This window comes from Streptomyces sp. NPDC096136 (genome assembly GCF_044763325.1).
Lineage (GTDB): Bacteria > Actinomycetota > Actinomycetes > Streptomycetales > Streptomycetaceae > Streptomyces.
Map to the genome: position 1 here is coordinate 491,565 of NZ_JBIWFZ010000002.1, position 12,847 is coordinate 504,411.

Sequence of the window (12,847 nt, forward strand, 5' to 3'; positions counted from 1 at the left end):
ACCGCCATCATGCAGGTCGCCGGCCGGCCAGATGACACAGGGCCACGGCGGCGTGGAGGGCCGTGCCCGCGGCCATCGCGTCCTCGTCGAAGACGACGCGGTCGCAGTGGCAGTCGGGGGCGCCCTCGGCCGGTACGCCGGGCGGGCGGGCGCCCAGCACCGCCATGGTGCCGGGGACCCGTTGCAGGACGTGGGCGAAGTCCTCCGCGCCCATGACCGGATCCGCCAGGTGGTGGACGGCCTCCGGGCCGAGGACGGCGGTCGCGGCCCGCCGCGCGGCTTCGGTGAAGTCGGGGTCGCTCAGCAGCGGCGGGAAGCTCTCGGTGAGGGTCACCTCCGCCTCGGCGCCGTGTGCGGCGGCGATGTGGCGGGCGGTGCGTTCGATGCGGGCGCGTACGGCCCGGCGGGTGGCGGGGGTGAGGGTGCGGAAGGTGCCGTGGAGTTCCGCCGTCGCCGGGATGATGTTGGTCGTGGTGCCCGCCAGGATGCGGGCGATGGTGATCACCACGGGGTCGAAGACGTCCACGGTCCGGGTCACCATCGTCTGGAGGGCCCCGACGATCGCGCAGGCCACCGGGATGGGGTCCAGGGCCAGGTGCGGGGCGGAGGCGTGGCCGCCGCGGCCCCGGACGGTGATGTGGATCAGGTCGGCCGCGGCGTACGTCGGGCCCGGCCTCAGGTGGACGGTGCCGGAGGCGAAGCGGGTGGTGACGTGCAGGGCGAACGCCGCGTCCACGCCCGTGCCGTCGGCGGTGTCCAGGACTCCCTCGTCGATCATGTCGGCGGCGCCGGTTCCGCTCTCCTCCGCGGGCTGGAACATGAACACGACCCGCCCGGCGATCTCGTCCCGCCGGGCGGCGAGCAGGCGGCAGGCGCCGACGAGCATCGCGGTGTGCAGGTCGTGCCCGCAGGCGTGCATGGCGTCCGGCAGCCGGGAGGCGTACTCCAGGCCGGTGTCCTCCGTCAGCGGCAGGGCGTCCATGTCGCCGCGCAGCAGGATCGTCCGTCCGGGGCGGGCGCCGTCCAGGGTGGCCGTGACGGAGCCGGTCCGCCGGCCGGTGGTGACGGTCAGCGGGAGCCCGGCGAGGGCGTCCAGGACCTTCCCCCGGGTGTGGGGCAGGTGGGCGCCGACCTCCGGGTGGCGGTGCAGGGCCCGGCGCACGGCCACGATCCCGGGCAGGAGGAGGCGGGCCTGGTGCAGCAGACCGGCCTGCCGGCCGGCCGGCTCGACGTCGGCGTTCATCGCGGCTCCCCCGGTCGGCTGTCGGCGCCCCTCGCCCCAGCCTGCCCACGCCCACCCGGACCACACCCTCCGCCCCGGCCCCGGGCCCGCCTGCGGGGCACGGTCGGGGGCAGGGGGGCAGGGGGTCAGGGGGTCAGGGGGTCAGTCGAAGCGGTCCTGGTACGGGCGGCCGGGGCAGGTCCGGCACTCGAACAGGTACACCCCGCCCAGGTCGCCCAGGACCAGGCCGGCGTGCCGGTAGTCGGCGCCCCTGTCCTCGACCGGGGTCCAGGTCAGCCGGGAGTGCGCGTCCGCCTCGCGGCTCTCCACCGTCAGCAGGTGCTCCATCGGCTTCCGGCAGTGGGAACAGGCCGGCCACCGCGGGTCCTGGCTCCACCCGGGGTACCCGCCCAGCTTGGTGCCCGGGGCGGTGGACAGGTGGTACTGGTAGTCCCAGCCGGTCTCGGCCTCCACCTGCCCGAACCGCGGCTCCAGCGCGTCCCAGAGGGCGTCCTCCAGGTCCCAACAGGGGTGTTCCGTCACCCGCTCGGGGTGGACGACGCACGGCGCCGGGATCCGCCCGGCCCGCGCCCCGGCGGGCGGGGGCGGCGCCGCACGCACGTCCCCGACCGCTGCCGCGGACCGCCAGTGCACCCCGGGTACGACCCAGCAGCCGTCGTGGTCGAGCGGACACCAGAGCACCTGGAGGAGGTCGCATCCGGCCGGGAACGGCACGAGGCCGAGGGCGTCGGCCTCGTAGACCTGGACGACCGGCACCATCGGCGACCCGGGGTGCTCCGGGCAGACGGGCCAGGGCTCGCACTCGGGCCACAGGAGCGGCCCGCCCACCGAACTCTCCAGCACCGTCGGACCTCCCGCACGGGGGTGCAGCCGCACGGTCTGCCTTCGCAGCGCGACGACCTCGGGGAACAGGAGCTCGACGTCCAGGGGGCGCGGGGGCGTATGACGGGGCACCGGCGACAGCGTACGTGCGACGCCGCCACCGGGTGCGGCCGGGCCGGTACGGCTGGGCTCACACCCAGGTGTAGGTCTCGTCCGTGACCGCGTCCAGGGCCGCGTCGGCCACCGTCGCGCGCGGGTCGGCCAGGGCCGCGAGGGCGGGGCCGACGGGCGGGAAGAGCGGCAGGCCCGCCGTCTCCCGGTGGTCGATCCATTCGATGACGCCGATGTCCTGGCTGCCGTCCGGGAGTTCGTCGTGCTCGTACGCGGCGAGGGTGGCGCGGACCTCGGGTGTGATGTGGAGGCGGTAGACCAGGTGGAGCTTGCGGGGCGGCGGGGTGGGGCCCGGGCGGGTGACCCGCTGGTCGACGACCCAGAGCAGGTCGCCGCCGTCGGCCCGGTCGACGTCGAGGGCGAGTTCCTCCGCGAGTTCCCGGCGCAGCGCGGCGGTGAGGTCCTCGCCGTCCTCGACGTTGCCGCCGGGCGGGGTGTAGTGGACCGATCCGCCGCGGTCGCGGCGGATGAGGGCGACCTCGTCACCGCAGAACACCAGGGCCCCGACGCGGATCTTGATCCGGGAGAACGGGATCGGCGGCTCGGCGGAGGTGTGCGTCATGGGGGCCACTATCGCACAGGCACCCAACCCCGGTGTGCGGTGCCGGGGTTGGGGACCGGGCCGGGTCAAGGGTGGGCCGGGGTGCTCCAGGGGCGGAGCTTGTCCGGGTTGCGGACCGCCCAGATGTGGGTGATGCGGCCCTCGGTGAGGCGGAAGGCCGCCACCGTGACCGTGGCGCCGTCGCGCTGGGCCACCAGGCCCGGCTCGCCGTTGACCGTGCGTTCCAGCAGCGTGAGGTCCGGGGAGAGGGCCGCGATGTGCATCAGGTAGCCCGCGATGTCCGTGCTGCCCTCGATCGTGCGCCGTACGGCACTGGCCAGTCCGCCGCCGTCGGCGACCATCGTGGCGCCGGGGTCCAGGAGGGTGACCAGGGTCTGGATGTCGCCGGCCTGCCACGCCTCCCTGAAGTCGTGCAGGAGCGCTGCCTGCCGCGGGGCGGAGGTGGGGGCCCGGTCCGCGGTGACCCGGCTGCGGGCCGACGACGCCAGTCTGCGGCAGGCCGCCGGGGTCCGGCCGACGATCTCGGCTATCTCGGGGAAGGGGTAGCGGAAGACGTCGTGCAGGACGAACGCCACGCGTTCGGCCGGCGTCATCGTTTCGAGGACGACGAGGAGGGCCATGCGCACCGAGTCGTCGACGGCCACCTGGTCCGCCGGGTCGGCCGTGCCCGCCGATCCGGCGGGCCACTCCGCGCGGTCGGGCAGGGGTTCGGGGAGCCAGGCGCCGACGTAGCGTTCGCGGCGGACCCGCGCGGAGCCCAGCACGTCCAGGCAGATGCGGCTGACCACCGTCGTCAGCCAGGCCCCCGGGGACACGACGGCCGCCCGCTGCCGCCCCGTCAGCGCGTACCAGCGGGCGAACGCCTCCTGGACCGCGTCCTCGGCCTCGGTGAGCGAACCCAGCATCCGGTAGGCGAGGTTGGCCAGGTGGCGCCGCTCTCGGGCGATCACGCCCGGCTCCGGCTCGCGTGGGGTGCTCATGGCCTCGTCCGCTCCTCGGGGCTGCTCGTGGGCCCGGCTCCGCCCCCGCACCTCACACTTCGCGGGGCTGCGTCGTCGGATCAGCGAGACAGTACCGACCACCGCCGCACGGCAGAGACGGGGCCCCTTCCATGACGACCATCGAGACGACGACCACGACGACCGGCACCACCGCCGCCACCGCCCGGCGCGCCACGGCCTTCCTGCGGGCGGCGCTCGCCCTGCAGACCCTGGCCGTCTTCTTCCAGGCCGTCACCGCCGGGCTCCTGCTGTCCACCTCGTACGGCGAGGCGCTCCACGGCGTCGGCGCGCGCGTGATGTACGGCGCGTCGATGCTGTACGTGCTGGCGGCGGTCCTGGCCTGGCGGCCGGGGGGCGGGTCGCCCCGCCCCGTCCTGTACGCGTCCGGGTTCCTCGCACTCGCCTCGGTGCAGGTGGTGCTGGGCATCGCGCACCTCCCCGCGGCCCATGTCCCGCTCGGCGTCCTGATGTTCGGCCTGAGCGTGCTGGACCTGGGCCGCCGCGGGCGGAACCGGCCCTGACGGGCCGCCGGGCCCAGGGCAGTACGGGGGCCCCGGCTCCGGGGGCGTGGACACGGCGTACGCCTTCCGGCGGGAGGACCAGGGTCCGGCCGGGCCGACCATGTCCACGGGCTGCTCACGCCGGCCGTCGGCGATTTCCCGGACGGCGGCCGGGCGGCGGACCGCTGAGGGGTACGGGGAGCGGCTATCCCGGGAGGCGGAAGCCGTTGAAGAGGCCGTCCATGCCCCGCAGGGCCAGACGGGTGGGGGTCGCCCGGACCGCGAGGTCGCGGGCCCCCGCCGCGACGGGGTTGCGCAGCGCGCCCAGGCGACCGGCCCGGCGGGCGCGGACGCGTACGGCGTCGGTGCGGTCGCGGCGGGCCGCCGTGTACGCGGCCAGGGCGGCCGTGACCGGGTCCGCACCAGTCGTGACCGGGTCCGCACCGGTCGTGACCGGGTCCGCACCGGTCGTGACCGGGTCCGCACCGGTCGGCGCGGCCGCCCCGGCCGTCCCCACCGGGCCGTCCGCGCCGTCGCTGCGCGGGAGCAGATGGGCGAGGACCACCGCGTCCTCGATGGCCTGGCAGCCGCCCTGGCCCAGGTTGGGGGCCATGGCGTGGGCGGCGTCGCCGAGCCAGGCGATCCGGCCGCGGTGCAGGGCGGGGAGCGGGGCGGCCAGGTCGTAGAGGTCGTTCTGGAGGACGTCGGCGGGGGCGAGACGGCCGATGCGCTCCAGCAGGGCCGGGATGGGGTCGTGCCACGAGCCGAACCGGCGCGCGAGTTCGGCCCGCGGGTCGGCCGACCGGGTTCCGGCGGGGAGGACGGCGGTGGCGTAGAGGTAGTACCGGCCGTCGGACAGCGGGGTCACGCCGAAGCGCGCGCCCCTGCCCCAGGTCTCGCTCATGGCCGGGACGCGCAGGTCCGGGGCGTCCACGATCGTCCGCCAGGCGGTCTCGCCGAGGTAGCGCAGGCCGGGATGTCCGGGGAAGTGCGCGCGGCGCAGCGGGCTGTGGATGCCGTCGGCCGCGACCACCAGGTCGGCCGGGAGGTCAGGCCCGGCCGCCGTGCGTACGGTCGCCCGCCCGCCGGCCTGGTCGACACCGGTCACGGCGGTGCCGTGGCGTACGGTGCCCGGCGGCAGGCCGGCGGCCAGGGCGGCGGTGAACGCCGGGCGCGGGACGGCGATCGGGGGGATGCCGTAACGGGACGCCAGCCGGGCCGTCGCGGTGCGGATCAGCCACTGGCCACCGGAGCCGCGCACGCCCATCCACACGGGCACGGCGCTGCCGACGGCGTGGGCGGCGTCGACACCGATGGAGTCCAGGGCGCGCAGGGCGTTGGGGGCGAGTCCGATGCCGGCACCGGTGACGGGCGGCTCGGGGGCGCGTTCGCAGACGGTGACGTCCCAGCCCCGGCGGTGCAGCGCGAGGGCGGCGGTGAGACCGCCGATCCCGGCTCCGGCCACCACCGCGTGACGCTTCGCCATCCGACACCCCTCCCCGGCCGGACCCGTACGCCCCCGCCACCGCGCAGGCCCCACTCTACGGCCGGGACCGGCGACCGTCCGGGCCCGGCCACCGCCGGGCTCCACCGGCATGGCACCGGCCGTCCGGGACAGACGAGCGTGTCACCGCGAGGAGGCCGCCACGTCGAACCGGCTGCTCCTGAAGACGCACCCGGGCCCGTCGCTCGGCCCGGGCGACCGGCGCGAGAGCCGTGACGAGCGGGCGGACCGGCGCGAAGAAAGGCCGCAGGCGGATGCGTATCCGGGGTGCTTCCGGGCAGGCGGGGTGGTGAAGCTCTGTCCGAGGAGGTGAACACGCATGGCAGCGGGCAAGAAGGCCAAGAACATCGGCAAGGACGTCAAGGGCAAGGTCAAGGAGACCACCGGCAAGGCCGTCGGCAACGAGAGCCTCGAAGCGAAGGGGCGGACCGAGCAGTCGATCGCCGACGCGAAGCAGGCCGGGCAGAAGGCCAAGGACGCGCTCAAGCACTAGCCGGCGCCCGGTTCGTGTGGAGGCCGCCATCCTCGGGGATGGCGGCCTCCACACGCACTCGGGTGACGTCAGCGTCGGCGTGCCCGACGGGGGCGTTCCACCTCCGGCTCCTCTTCCGCATCCTCTTCCTCTTCCTCTTCGCCTTCCTCTTCGCCGTCTTCGGCTTCTTCGGCTTCTTCGCCGTCTTCGGCTTCGTCCTCTTCCTCGCCGTCCTCCAGTTCGGCGTCCTCTTCCTCCCCCTCCTCCTCGTACTCGGGCTCTTCGCCCTCGTCGTACTCCCCCTCGTACTCCTCGTCCTCGTCCCCGCCCCCGTCCGCGTCCTCGTCCTCCTCCGACTGCTCCTGTTCGAGGGCCTCCTCGTGGGTGGTCACGACCTCGCCGTCGCGGATCTCGCCGCGCCATCCCTCGACCTCTTCGTCGCCGGACAGCGTCACGTGGCGCAGGAAGTGCTTCAGGTCCAGGCGCATCCGGCGGCCCTGGGCGCGCCAGATGTTGCCCGTCTTCTCGAACAGGCCCGAGGGGTAGTACTCGACGACCAGCAGCACCCGGGTGAGGGACGGCGCCAGTTCGTGGAAGCTGACGCATCCGCGCGTGGTCCCCTTGGCCCCCTCCGAGCTCCAGACGATCCGTTCGTCGGGGACCTGTTCCTGGACGGTGGCCTTCCAGCTGCGCGTGGAGGGGCCGACCTTGACCTTCCAGTCGGAACTGGTCTCGTCGCCCTGGGAGACGCTGCGCACGCCCTTGGCGAAGCCGCTGAAGTCCTCCAGCTGCGTCCAGTGGTCGTAGACGGTGCGCAGGGGGAGGCCGACGTCCACGGACTCGGCGATGTGGGTGGGCTTCGAGCCGCTCTTGCGGCTCCTGCCCTTCCCGCCCAGCAGTCCGCTGCCCACCTCCTTGGCCTTGTCGACCAGATTGCCGATCGTGCCGCCCACGGCGGCCTTGACGGGTGAGTCGCCCTGGAGGAGCCGACCCCCTATCTGCGCGAGGGAGCCTCCGCCGTCCGCCACGTCGTAGAGCTGGTCCGTGACGTCGTCGATCTTGTCGGCGGCCTTGTCGACCAGGCTTCCGGCCTGGGCGGTGAGGTAGTCGCCGAGTTCGCCCAGCAGTTGGTCCATGGGCGACGTCTTGCCCCCGGAGCGGGAGCGTTCGGTGATGGCCATGGCGCTACCTCCGGGTCGACGACTTGCGGGTCGACGTCTTGCGGGTCGTCGTCTTCTTCGCCGGTGCGGCGGTCTTCCTCGCCGTGCCGCTCCGGGTACGGCCGGATGCGGTCTTCTTCGCCGGAGCCCGCTTCGCCGGGGCCCGCTTGGCCGCCGCCTTCTTCGCCGGCGCCTTCTTCGCGGCCGTCTTCTTCGCCGCCGCCTTTTTCGCCGCCGGCTTGGGGGCCGGCCGGTCCGCGGCCGCCTTCTTCGCCGGGGCGCGCCGCGGGGAGGCGGACTTCTTCGCGGGCGCGGCCGTCTTCTTGGAGGACGCGCCGCGGGAAGCGGTCTTCTTCGCCGGCTCGGCCGTCCTGCGCGACGCCGAGGAGCCGCGGGAGGAAGACCTGGCGGGCGCGGTGGAACGCGCCGGGGCCCGGCGTGAGTGGGGTGCGCCCCGCGTCCTGCGCGGCTTCTCCTCCTCCTCGCCTCCGTTCTCGTCCTCCTCCGCTTCGGGTTCCGCTTCCTCCTCCTCGTCCTCCTCCTCGTCCTCGTCCGGCTCCGCCTCGTCCCGCTCCTCGTCCTCGTCCTCCTCCTCGTAGGGCTCCTCGTCCTCGTAGGCCCGGTCCTCGTCTTCGCCCTCGTCTTCGTCCTGGTCCTCGTCGTATCCGGCTTCGTCCTCGTCCTCGTCCGCGTCCTGGTCCTCGTCCTTGGGTCCCCGGGTGAGTTCGAGGGTGCGCTCGTGGAGCGTGTCGGCCAGGCCGGACAGCTGGCGGTTGGCGGCCGCCGCGAGGGCCTTGCGGCCCGCGTCGAAGGCCTCGCCGCGCAGCTGTTCGCCGAGTTCCGCGACCTGGGGCATCTCGCCGAGCTTCTTCAGGCCCTGCGTCATGAGCTGCCCCGGATCCAGCCCGAACCGGCGGCCGGCGAGGTAGGTGGCCAGGGACAGGGCCATGCGCCCCTTCTTCGCCCGGCCCAGTACGTAGCCTCCTGCGATGGCGGCTGCCAGGGCGATCTTGCTCGCGTCGTCCATCAGCCTGGTCCCTTCCGAAATCGGTACGTGCGGTACCTAAGGGCCTGCTCGCACCGAAACGGAATATGCGGGCATATGCCAAAAAGTTCTGTTTGTGAGGTGTGATGCGGACACACCTGGGGAGGGGCGCTAGTCCATGGAGATTCGTTCACGAGGGGAGCACATGACCACGCGACGACCAGCCCGCAGGCGCGGCGCGCCCGGAGCGGCCGCGGCGCTGCGCGCAGCCGCCGAGCAGCTGGCAGAGCTGCTGGGACGCCCGCCCGAATCGGTGTCCTCCGTGAAGCCCACGGAGGACGGCTGGGAGGCGGTCGTGGAGGTGGTCGAGCTGGAGCGCATCCCCGACACCACCAGCGTCATGGGCAGCTACACCGTCGCGCTGGACGAGGAAGGCGAGCTGATCTCCTACGAGAGGACCCGGAGGTACAGCCGGGGCATGGTCGACCGGCCGGACCGCTGACGGCGGCAACGGCAGGGAAAGGAAGCGACGCCATGACGATGATGCCGCAGGGAGCGGGCACGACCGTCCGGGGCGACGGCCGAGGCGCCAACACCAGCAGCCTCTACGACGTCCTGGAACTCATCCTCGACCGCGGACTGGTGATCGACGTCTTCGTACGCGTCTCTCTGGTCGGGATCGAGCTGGTGAAGATCGACGCGCGCATCGTGGTCGCCAGCGTCGACACCTACCTGCGCTTCGCGGAGGCGTGCAACCGGCTGGATCTGGAAGCCGGGCGCAAGGCCCCCGCACAACTGCCCGAGGTGGTCGGGGACGTCCTCGAGGGCGGCAGCAAGGGCAAGAGCAAGGGCGCCCTCAGCGGCGCGGTCGAGGCCGTGAAGGAGTCGCTCACCGGCGGGGCCGACGAGGAGCGGGAGGAAGACGAGGAAGACGAGGACGGCACGGGCCGGGAACCGGAAGAGGAAGAGCAGCCCGTCCGGCGCCGCAGGACCGCACGCCGGCCCGCGCGCCGCGAGAGGGAGTGAGCACCCATGGCCGTCTACGTGTACGCCGTGACCCGGCGCGAACACCCCTGCCGGGTGGACGGGACCACGGGCGTCGGCCCGGACGCCCCCGCCGTGCGCACGCTGGAGAGCGGGGCGTTGCGGGCCGTGGTCAGCGACGTGAGCGAGGAGGTCCGCCCCAAGAGGCGGGACGTGACCGCCCATCAGGCGGTTCTGGACCGGCTCCTGGCCGACGGGACCCCGCTGCCGCTGCAGTTCGGCTACACCGCGCCCGACGACAAGGCGGTACGGCAGGTCCTCGACGAACGCGCGGACGTCTACCTCTGCGCCCTGGCCGACGTGGAGGGGTGCGCCGAGTTCAACGTCAAGGCCGAGCAGGAGGAGGGACTGCTGCTCCGCAGCATCCTGGACGAGTCGCCGCGCGCGAGCAGGCTGAACGAGGAGATCCTCGCCGGGGACACGGATCCGCGGCTGCCCCTGGAGCTGGGGCAGCTGGTCGCCGCCCAGGCGGACCTGCGGCGCGCGAAGGCGTCCGAGGTGTTCATCCGGACCCTGGCACCCCTCGCCCGCACGTACGTCGTGCACCCCCCGACCGGCGAGGACTTCCTCAACCTCTCCCTGCTCGTCCCCCGGGACGGCGAGGACTCCCTCCTCGACGCGCACGCCGGTCTCACCCGGGACGTCGGCGTCCGGACCCGGCTGGCCGGGCCGCTCCCGCCGTACAGCTTCGTTCCGTAGGACGTGCCGCAGAAGGTTCCGCAGGAAGGAGCACGGCCATGGGACTGCTCGGCAAACTGATCACCGCGCCGCTGCTCCCGGTGCGCGCCGCGGTCTGGGTCGCGGAGCGCGTGGCGGAGGAGGCGGAGGCCCGCTACTACGACCCCGGCCCCGTATGGGCCGAACTCGCGGCCCTCGAACGCCGGCTGCTCGACGGGGAGATCGACGAGGAGGCGTTCGACCGCGAGGAGGACGTGCTGCTCGACCGCCTGCGGGAGATCGAGGAGTTCCGCGGCCGCGACCGGTGACAGGACCCGACGAGACCGACGACATCCGACGGAGGTGGGCACGGTGACCGACCCGATGGCCCGCAGGTTCGGTTCGGAACCCGCCATGGGCGGCTACCCGGCGGGTTCCTCGGCCAGTCTGGCCGACATCCTCGAGCGCGTGCTCGACAAGGGGATCGTGATCGCCGGCGACATCCGCATCAACCTCCTCGACATCGAGCTGTTGACCATCAAGCTGCGCCTCCTGATCGCCTCCGTGGACAAGGCGAGGGAGATGGGCATCGACTGGTGGGAGCACGACGCCTCGCTGTCCTCCGGCCACGAGAACCGGTCGCTGGCCGCCGAGAACGAACGGCTCCGCGCCGAACTCGACGCACTGCGCCGCACGTCCGCCCTGCCGCCTACCCGCACGGCGGCGCCGGAGAGCACCCTCCGCCGGCAGGACGCGGCCCCGGAACGCGGCGCCGCCCGGCGCAGGCCGCCGTCATGAACGCCCCGTCGGGCCCGCCCGTGCCCCTGCTCACGTACGTCTACGCGGTCACCCCGCCCGCGCCCGCGGTCCGTCGGCTGCTGCCCGGCCTCACCGGCGTGTCGGGCCGTCCCGTCACCCTGCTCCACCCGCCCGGTGGCGACCCGGGGCCGGTCGCGTTCGCCATCAGCGACGTCCCGCGCCCCGAATGGGACGAGGACGCGCTCAAGTCCCGCTTCGAGGACCTGGGATGGCTGGAGGAGGCCGCCCGCCGCCACCACCGCGTCGTCGAGGCCCTCGCCGCGCACACCACCGTCCTGCCCCTGCGCCTGGCCACCCTCTACGAGGACCACGCCGCCGCGCTGGCGGCCCTGCGCCAGCGGGGCCAGGACTTCGCCACCCTGCTGGGCCGCCTCGGCGGCCACACCGAGTACGGGGTCAAGGTCTACGTACGGCCCGCCCCGGCCCCGGACCCCGGCGCCCCGCCCGCCGGGGCGAGCCCCGGCCGGGCCTACCTCCAGGCCCGGCGCAGCCAGCGGCACGCCCACGAGGACCACCACCGGCAGGCCGGGCTGGCCGGCGAGCGCGTCGCCGCCGTCGCCCGCCGCTTCACCACCGACCGGGTGAGCCACCCCGCCCAGAACGGGCCGCTCACCGCCGCGTCACCGGAGGAGAACGTCCTCAACGACGCCTACCTGGTGGCCGACGCCCAAGCGGAGGCCTTCCTGTCGGCCCTGGCCGGTGCGGCCCGCGGCCTTCCCGGCGTACGCGTGGAGGTCACCGGCCCCTGGGCGCCGTACTCCTTCGCCGTCCCGCCGCCCCCGCCCGGGGCGCCGTGACCGCCATGACCCCCGCCGACCGCCGTGACGCCGCCCTGCCGGGCCGGCAGGTCGCCCTCGTCGACCTCCTGGACCGGCTCCTGGCCGGCGGGGTCGTCATCGCGGGCGACATCGTGCTGTCGATCGCCGACATCGACCTGGTACGGATCTCCCTGCGCGCCCTCGTCTGCTCCGTCGCCACCACCGACGGCCCCCGGCCACCGGACGGGGTCCGCGATGGCTCCTGACGAGCGCTCCCCCCGACGCCCCGCCGCCCCCGGCCTGGACGGCGTCGGTGACGCGATGGCGCGGGCGCTGCGCCTGCTGCCGGCCACCCCGGCCGAGACGGCCGGCCCGTCCGCCCCCGGCCGGCGCCTCCGTACGGGCGCCGACAGCGCGGCGGAGGACCTGGTGAAGCTCGTCCTGACCCTGGTGGAACTGCTGCGCCAGCTCATCGAGCGCCAGGCACTGCGCCGCGTCGAGGCAGGCGGCCTCAGCGACGCGCAGGAGGAGGAACTCGGCGCGACGCTCCTCGCCCTCCACGAACGGATGACCGAGCTGTGCGCCCAGCACGGGTACGACCTCGCCGACCTGAACCTCGATCTGGGGCCCCTCGGCCCGCTGCTGCCCCCGTCCGAATGACGTCGGGCCCGGGGCAACCGCGCGTTTCCCGGGGCGGTCCCCGCGCCGCGGCGCTACGCTCCGCAGGATGGAGCGCGCAGAGATACTCAAGCGGGTGATCGGCATCCTCACCGAGGCCCAGGACGTCCGCCGGGCCGTGGAGAACGGCCGGGACGAGGAACCCGGCCGGGCGGAGGAGCCCGGAGTGGCCACGCTGCTGCTCAACGAGATGCTGCCGTCGATCCGGGTCCCCGCCGACGCCTCGCCGCAGCAGGTGGCGGCCCTGGTGGCCGAGGCCCTCGGCCCGGCCCTGCACACGATGGTCTCCGGGTTCAGCCTGGCGTTCACCAGCCTCGCGATCGCGCACGACGCCGGGCGTACGGACGTCTCCTCGATCGAGGTGCTCCAGGAACTCGCCCTGGAGGTCGAGGCGGGCACCTACGACGACGGCGCGTAGGGCGGCGGGCCCGCCTCCAGGCCCGGCCCGGTGCCTCCCGGGCGGACGGGAAC

Annotated in this window: 18 protein-coding genes; 11 read left to right on the plus strand and 7 right to left on the minus strand. The window is 74.3% G+C overall.

Annotation, left to right across the window (positions count from 1 at the left end):
- Positions 1-7 precede the first annotated feature (7 nt).
- The 4 genes from ACIRBY_RS05345 to sigJ all read right to left on the minus strand — a co-directional run bounded on the left by ACIRBY_RS05345 (position 8) and on the right by sigJ (position 3,778).
- The gene (locus ACIRBY_RS05345; protein WP_403896410.1) at positions 8-1,243 is read right to left on the minus strand and encodes a M20 family metallopeptidase; all 1,236 of its coding nucleotides are present in this window, start codon (positions 1,241-1,243) and stop codon (positions 8-10) included.
- Positions 1,244-1,384: 141 nt separating this feature from the next.
- Positions 1,385-2,197 carry a DUF1963 domain-containing protein gene (locus ACIRBY_RS05350; RefSeq protein ID WP_403896412.1) on the minus strand — a complete coding sequence of 271 codons (813 nt, stop codon included), beginning with the start codon at positions 2,195-2,197 and terminating at the stop codon, positions 1,385-1,387.
- 58 nt (positions 2,198-2,255) lie between these two features.
- On the minus strand, positions 2,256-2,798 hold the full coding sequence (locus tag ACIRBY_RS05355) for an NUDIX domain-containing protein (protein ID WP_403896415.1): 543 nt from the start codon (positions 2,796-2,798) through the stop codon (positions 2,256-2,258).
- A 65-nt stretch (positions 2,799-2,863) separates the two neighbouring features.
- Positions 2,864-3,778: an RNA polymerase sigma factor SigJ gene (gene sigJ, locus ACIRBY_RS05360; RefSeq protein ID WP_403896418.1), complete on the minus strand. Its 915-nt coding sequence runs from the start codon at positions 3,776-3,778 to the stop codon at positions 2,864-2,866.
- A 131-nt stretch (positions 3,779-3,909) separates the two neighbouring features.
- Between sigJ and ACIRBY_RS05365 the strand changes: the two genes are divergently transcribed.
- Positions 3,910-4,320 carry a hypothetical protein gene (locus ACIRBY_RS05365; RefSeq protein ID WP_403896420.1) on the plus strand — a complete coding sequence of 137 codons (411 nt, stop codon included), beginning with the start codon at positions 3,910-3,912 and terminating at the stop codon, positions 4,318-4,320.
- A gap of 184 nt (positions 4,321-4,504) precedes the next feature.
- On the opposite strand, the gene ACIRBY_RS05370 is transcribed toward ACIRBY_RS05365, so the two are convergent.
- On the minus strand, positions 4,505-5,785 hold the full coding sequence (locus ACIRBY_RS05370) for an FAD-dependent monooxygenase (protein WP_403896423.1): 1,281 nt from the start codon (positions 5,783-5,785) through the stop codon (positions 4,505-4,507).
- 337 nt (positions 5,786-6,122) lie between these two features.
- Here ACIRBY_RS05370 and ACIRBY_RS05375 point away from each other — a divergent pair, with 337 nt between their 5' ends.
- Positions 6,123-6,296: a CsbD family protein gene (locus ACIRBY_RS05375; protein WP_390691352.1), complete on the plus strand. Its 174-nt coding sequence runs from the start codon at positions 6,123-6,125 to the stop codon at positions 6,294-6,296.
- Between the two features lie 68 nt (positions 6,297-6,364).
- Here the strand turns inward: ACIRBY_RS05375 and ACIRBY_RS05380 are convergent, their stop codons facing one another.
- Both ACIRBY_RS05380 and ACIRBY_RS05385 read right to left on the minus strand, forming a co-directional pair.
- Complete coding sequence (locus ACIRBY_RS05380) at positions 6,365-7,456, minus strand: SRPBCC family protein (protein WP_403896427.1); 1,092 nt, start codon at positions 7,454-7,456, stop codon at positions 6,365-6,367.
- Positions 7,457-7,460: 4 nt separating this feature from the next.
- Positions 7,461-8,462, minus strand: a complete 1,002-nt coding sequence (locus ACIRBY_RS05385) for a histone protein (RefSeq protein WP_403896430.1) — start codon at positions 8,460-8,462, stop codon at positions 7,461-7,463.
- A gap of 163 nt (positions 8,463-8,625) precedes the next feature.
- Here ACIRBY_RS05385 and ACIRBY_RS05390 point away from each other — a divergent pair, with 163 nt between their 5' ends.
- The 9 genes from ACIRBY_RS05390 (at position 8,626) to ACIRBY_RS05430 (ending at position 12,794) form a co-directional block, all read left to right on the plus strand.
- Positions 8,626-8,922: a gas vesicle protein gene (locus ACIRBY_RS05390; protein WP_403896433.1), complete on the plus strand. Its 297-nt coding sequence runs from the start codon at positions 8,626-8,628 to the stop codon at positions 8,920-8,922.
- A gap of 32 nt (positions 8,923-8,954) precedes the next feature.
- Positions 8,955-9,446: a gas vesicle protein GvpJ gene (gene gvpJ / locus ACIRBY_RS05395; RefSeq protein ID WP_403896436.1), complete on the plus strand. Its 492-nt coding sequence runs from the start codon at positions 8,955-8,957 to the stop codon at positions 9,444-9,446.
- A gap of 6 nt (positions 9,447-9,452) precedes the next feature.
- Positions 9,453-10,163, plus strand: coding sequence for a GvpL/GvpF family gas vesicle protein (locus ACIRBY_RS05400; RefSeq protein ID WP_403896439.1), 711 nt, complete (start codon positions 9,453-9,455; stop codon positions 10,161-10,163).
- A gap of 38 nt (positions 10,164-10,201) precedes the next feature.
- Positions 10,202-10,450 (plus strand): gas vesicle protein GvpG, encoded by a 249-nt coding sequence (locus ACIRBY_RS05405; protein WP_403896441.1) that lies wholly within the window; start codon positions 10,202-10,204, stop codon positions 10,448-10,450.
- A gap of 43 nt (positions 10,451-10,493) precedes the next feature.
- Positions 10,494-10,919: a gas vesicle protein gene (locus ACIRBY_RS05410; RefSeq protein ID WP_403896444.1), complete on the plus strand. Its 426-nt coding sequence runs from the start codon at positions 10,494-10,496 to the stop codon at positions 10,917-10,919.
- On the plus strand, positions 10,916-11,737 hold the full coding sequence (locus ACIRBY_RS05415; protein WP_403896447.1) for a GvpL/GvpF family gas vesicle protein: 822 nt from the start codon (positions 10,916-10,918) through the stop codon (positions 11,735-11,737). Before ACIRBY_RS05410 ends, ACIRBY_RS05415 begins: the two co-directional genes overlap by 4 nt.
- Before the next feature lie 5 nt (positions 11,738-11,742).
- Complete coding sequence (locus ACIRBY_RS05420; RefSeq protein WP_403896450.1) at positions 11,743-11,964, plus strand: gas vesicle protein; 222 nt, start codon at positions 11,743-11,745, stop codon at positions 11,962-11,964.
- The gene (locus ACIRBY_RS05425) at positions 11,954-12,358 is read left to right on the plus strand and encodes a gas vesicle protein K (protein ID WP_403896453.1); all 405 of its coding nucleotides are present in this window, start codon (positions 11,954-11,956) and stop codon (positions 12,356-12,358) included. The genes ACIRBY_RS05420 and ACIRBY_RS05425 overlap by 11 nt, the downstream gene beginning before the upstream one ends.
- Before the next feature lie 67 nt (positions 12,359-12,425).
- A complete protein-coding gene (locus ACIRBY_RS05430; RefSeq protein ID WP_403896456.1) occupies positions 12,426-12,794 on the plus strand; it encodes a hypothetical protein in 369 nt (122 codons plus the stop codon).
- Positions 12,795-12,847: the final 53 nt, after the last annotated feature.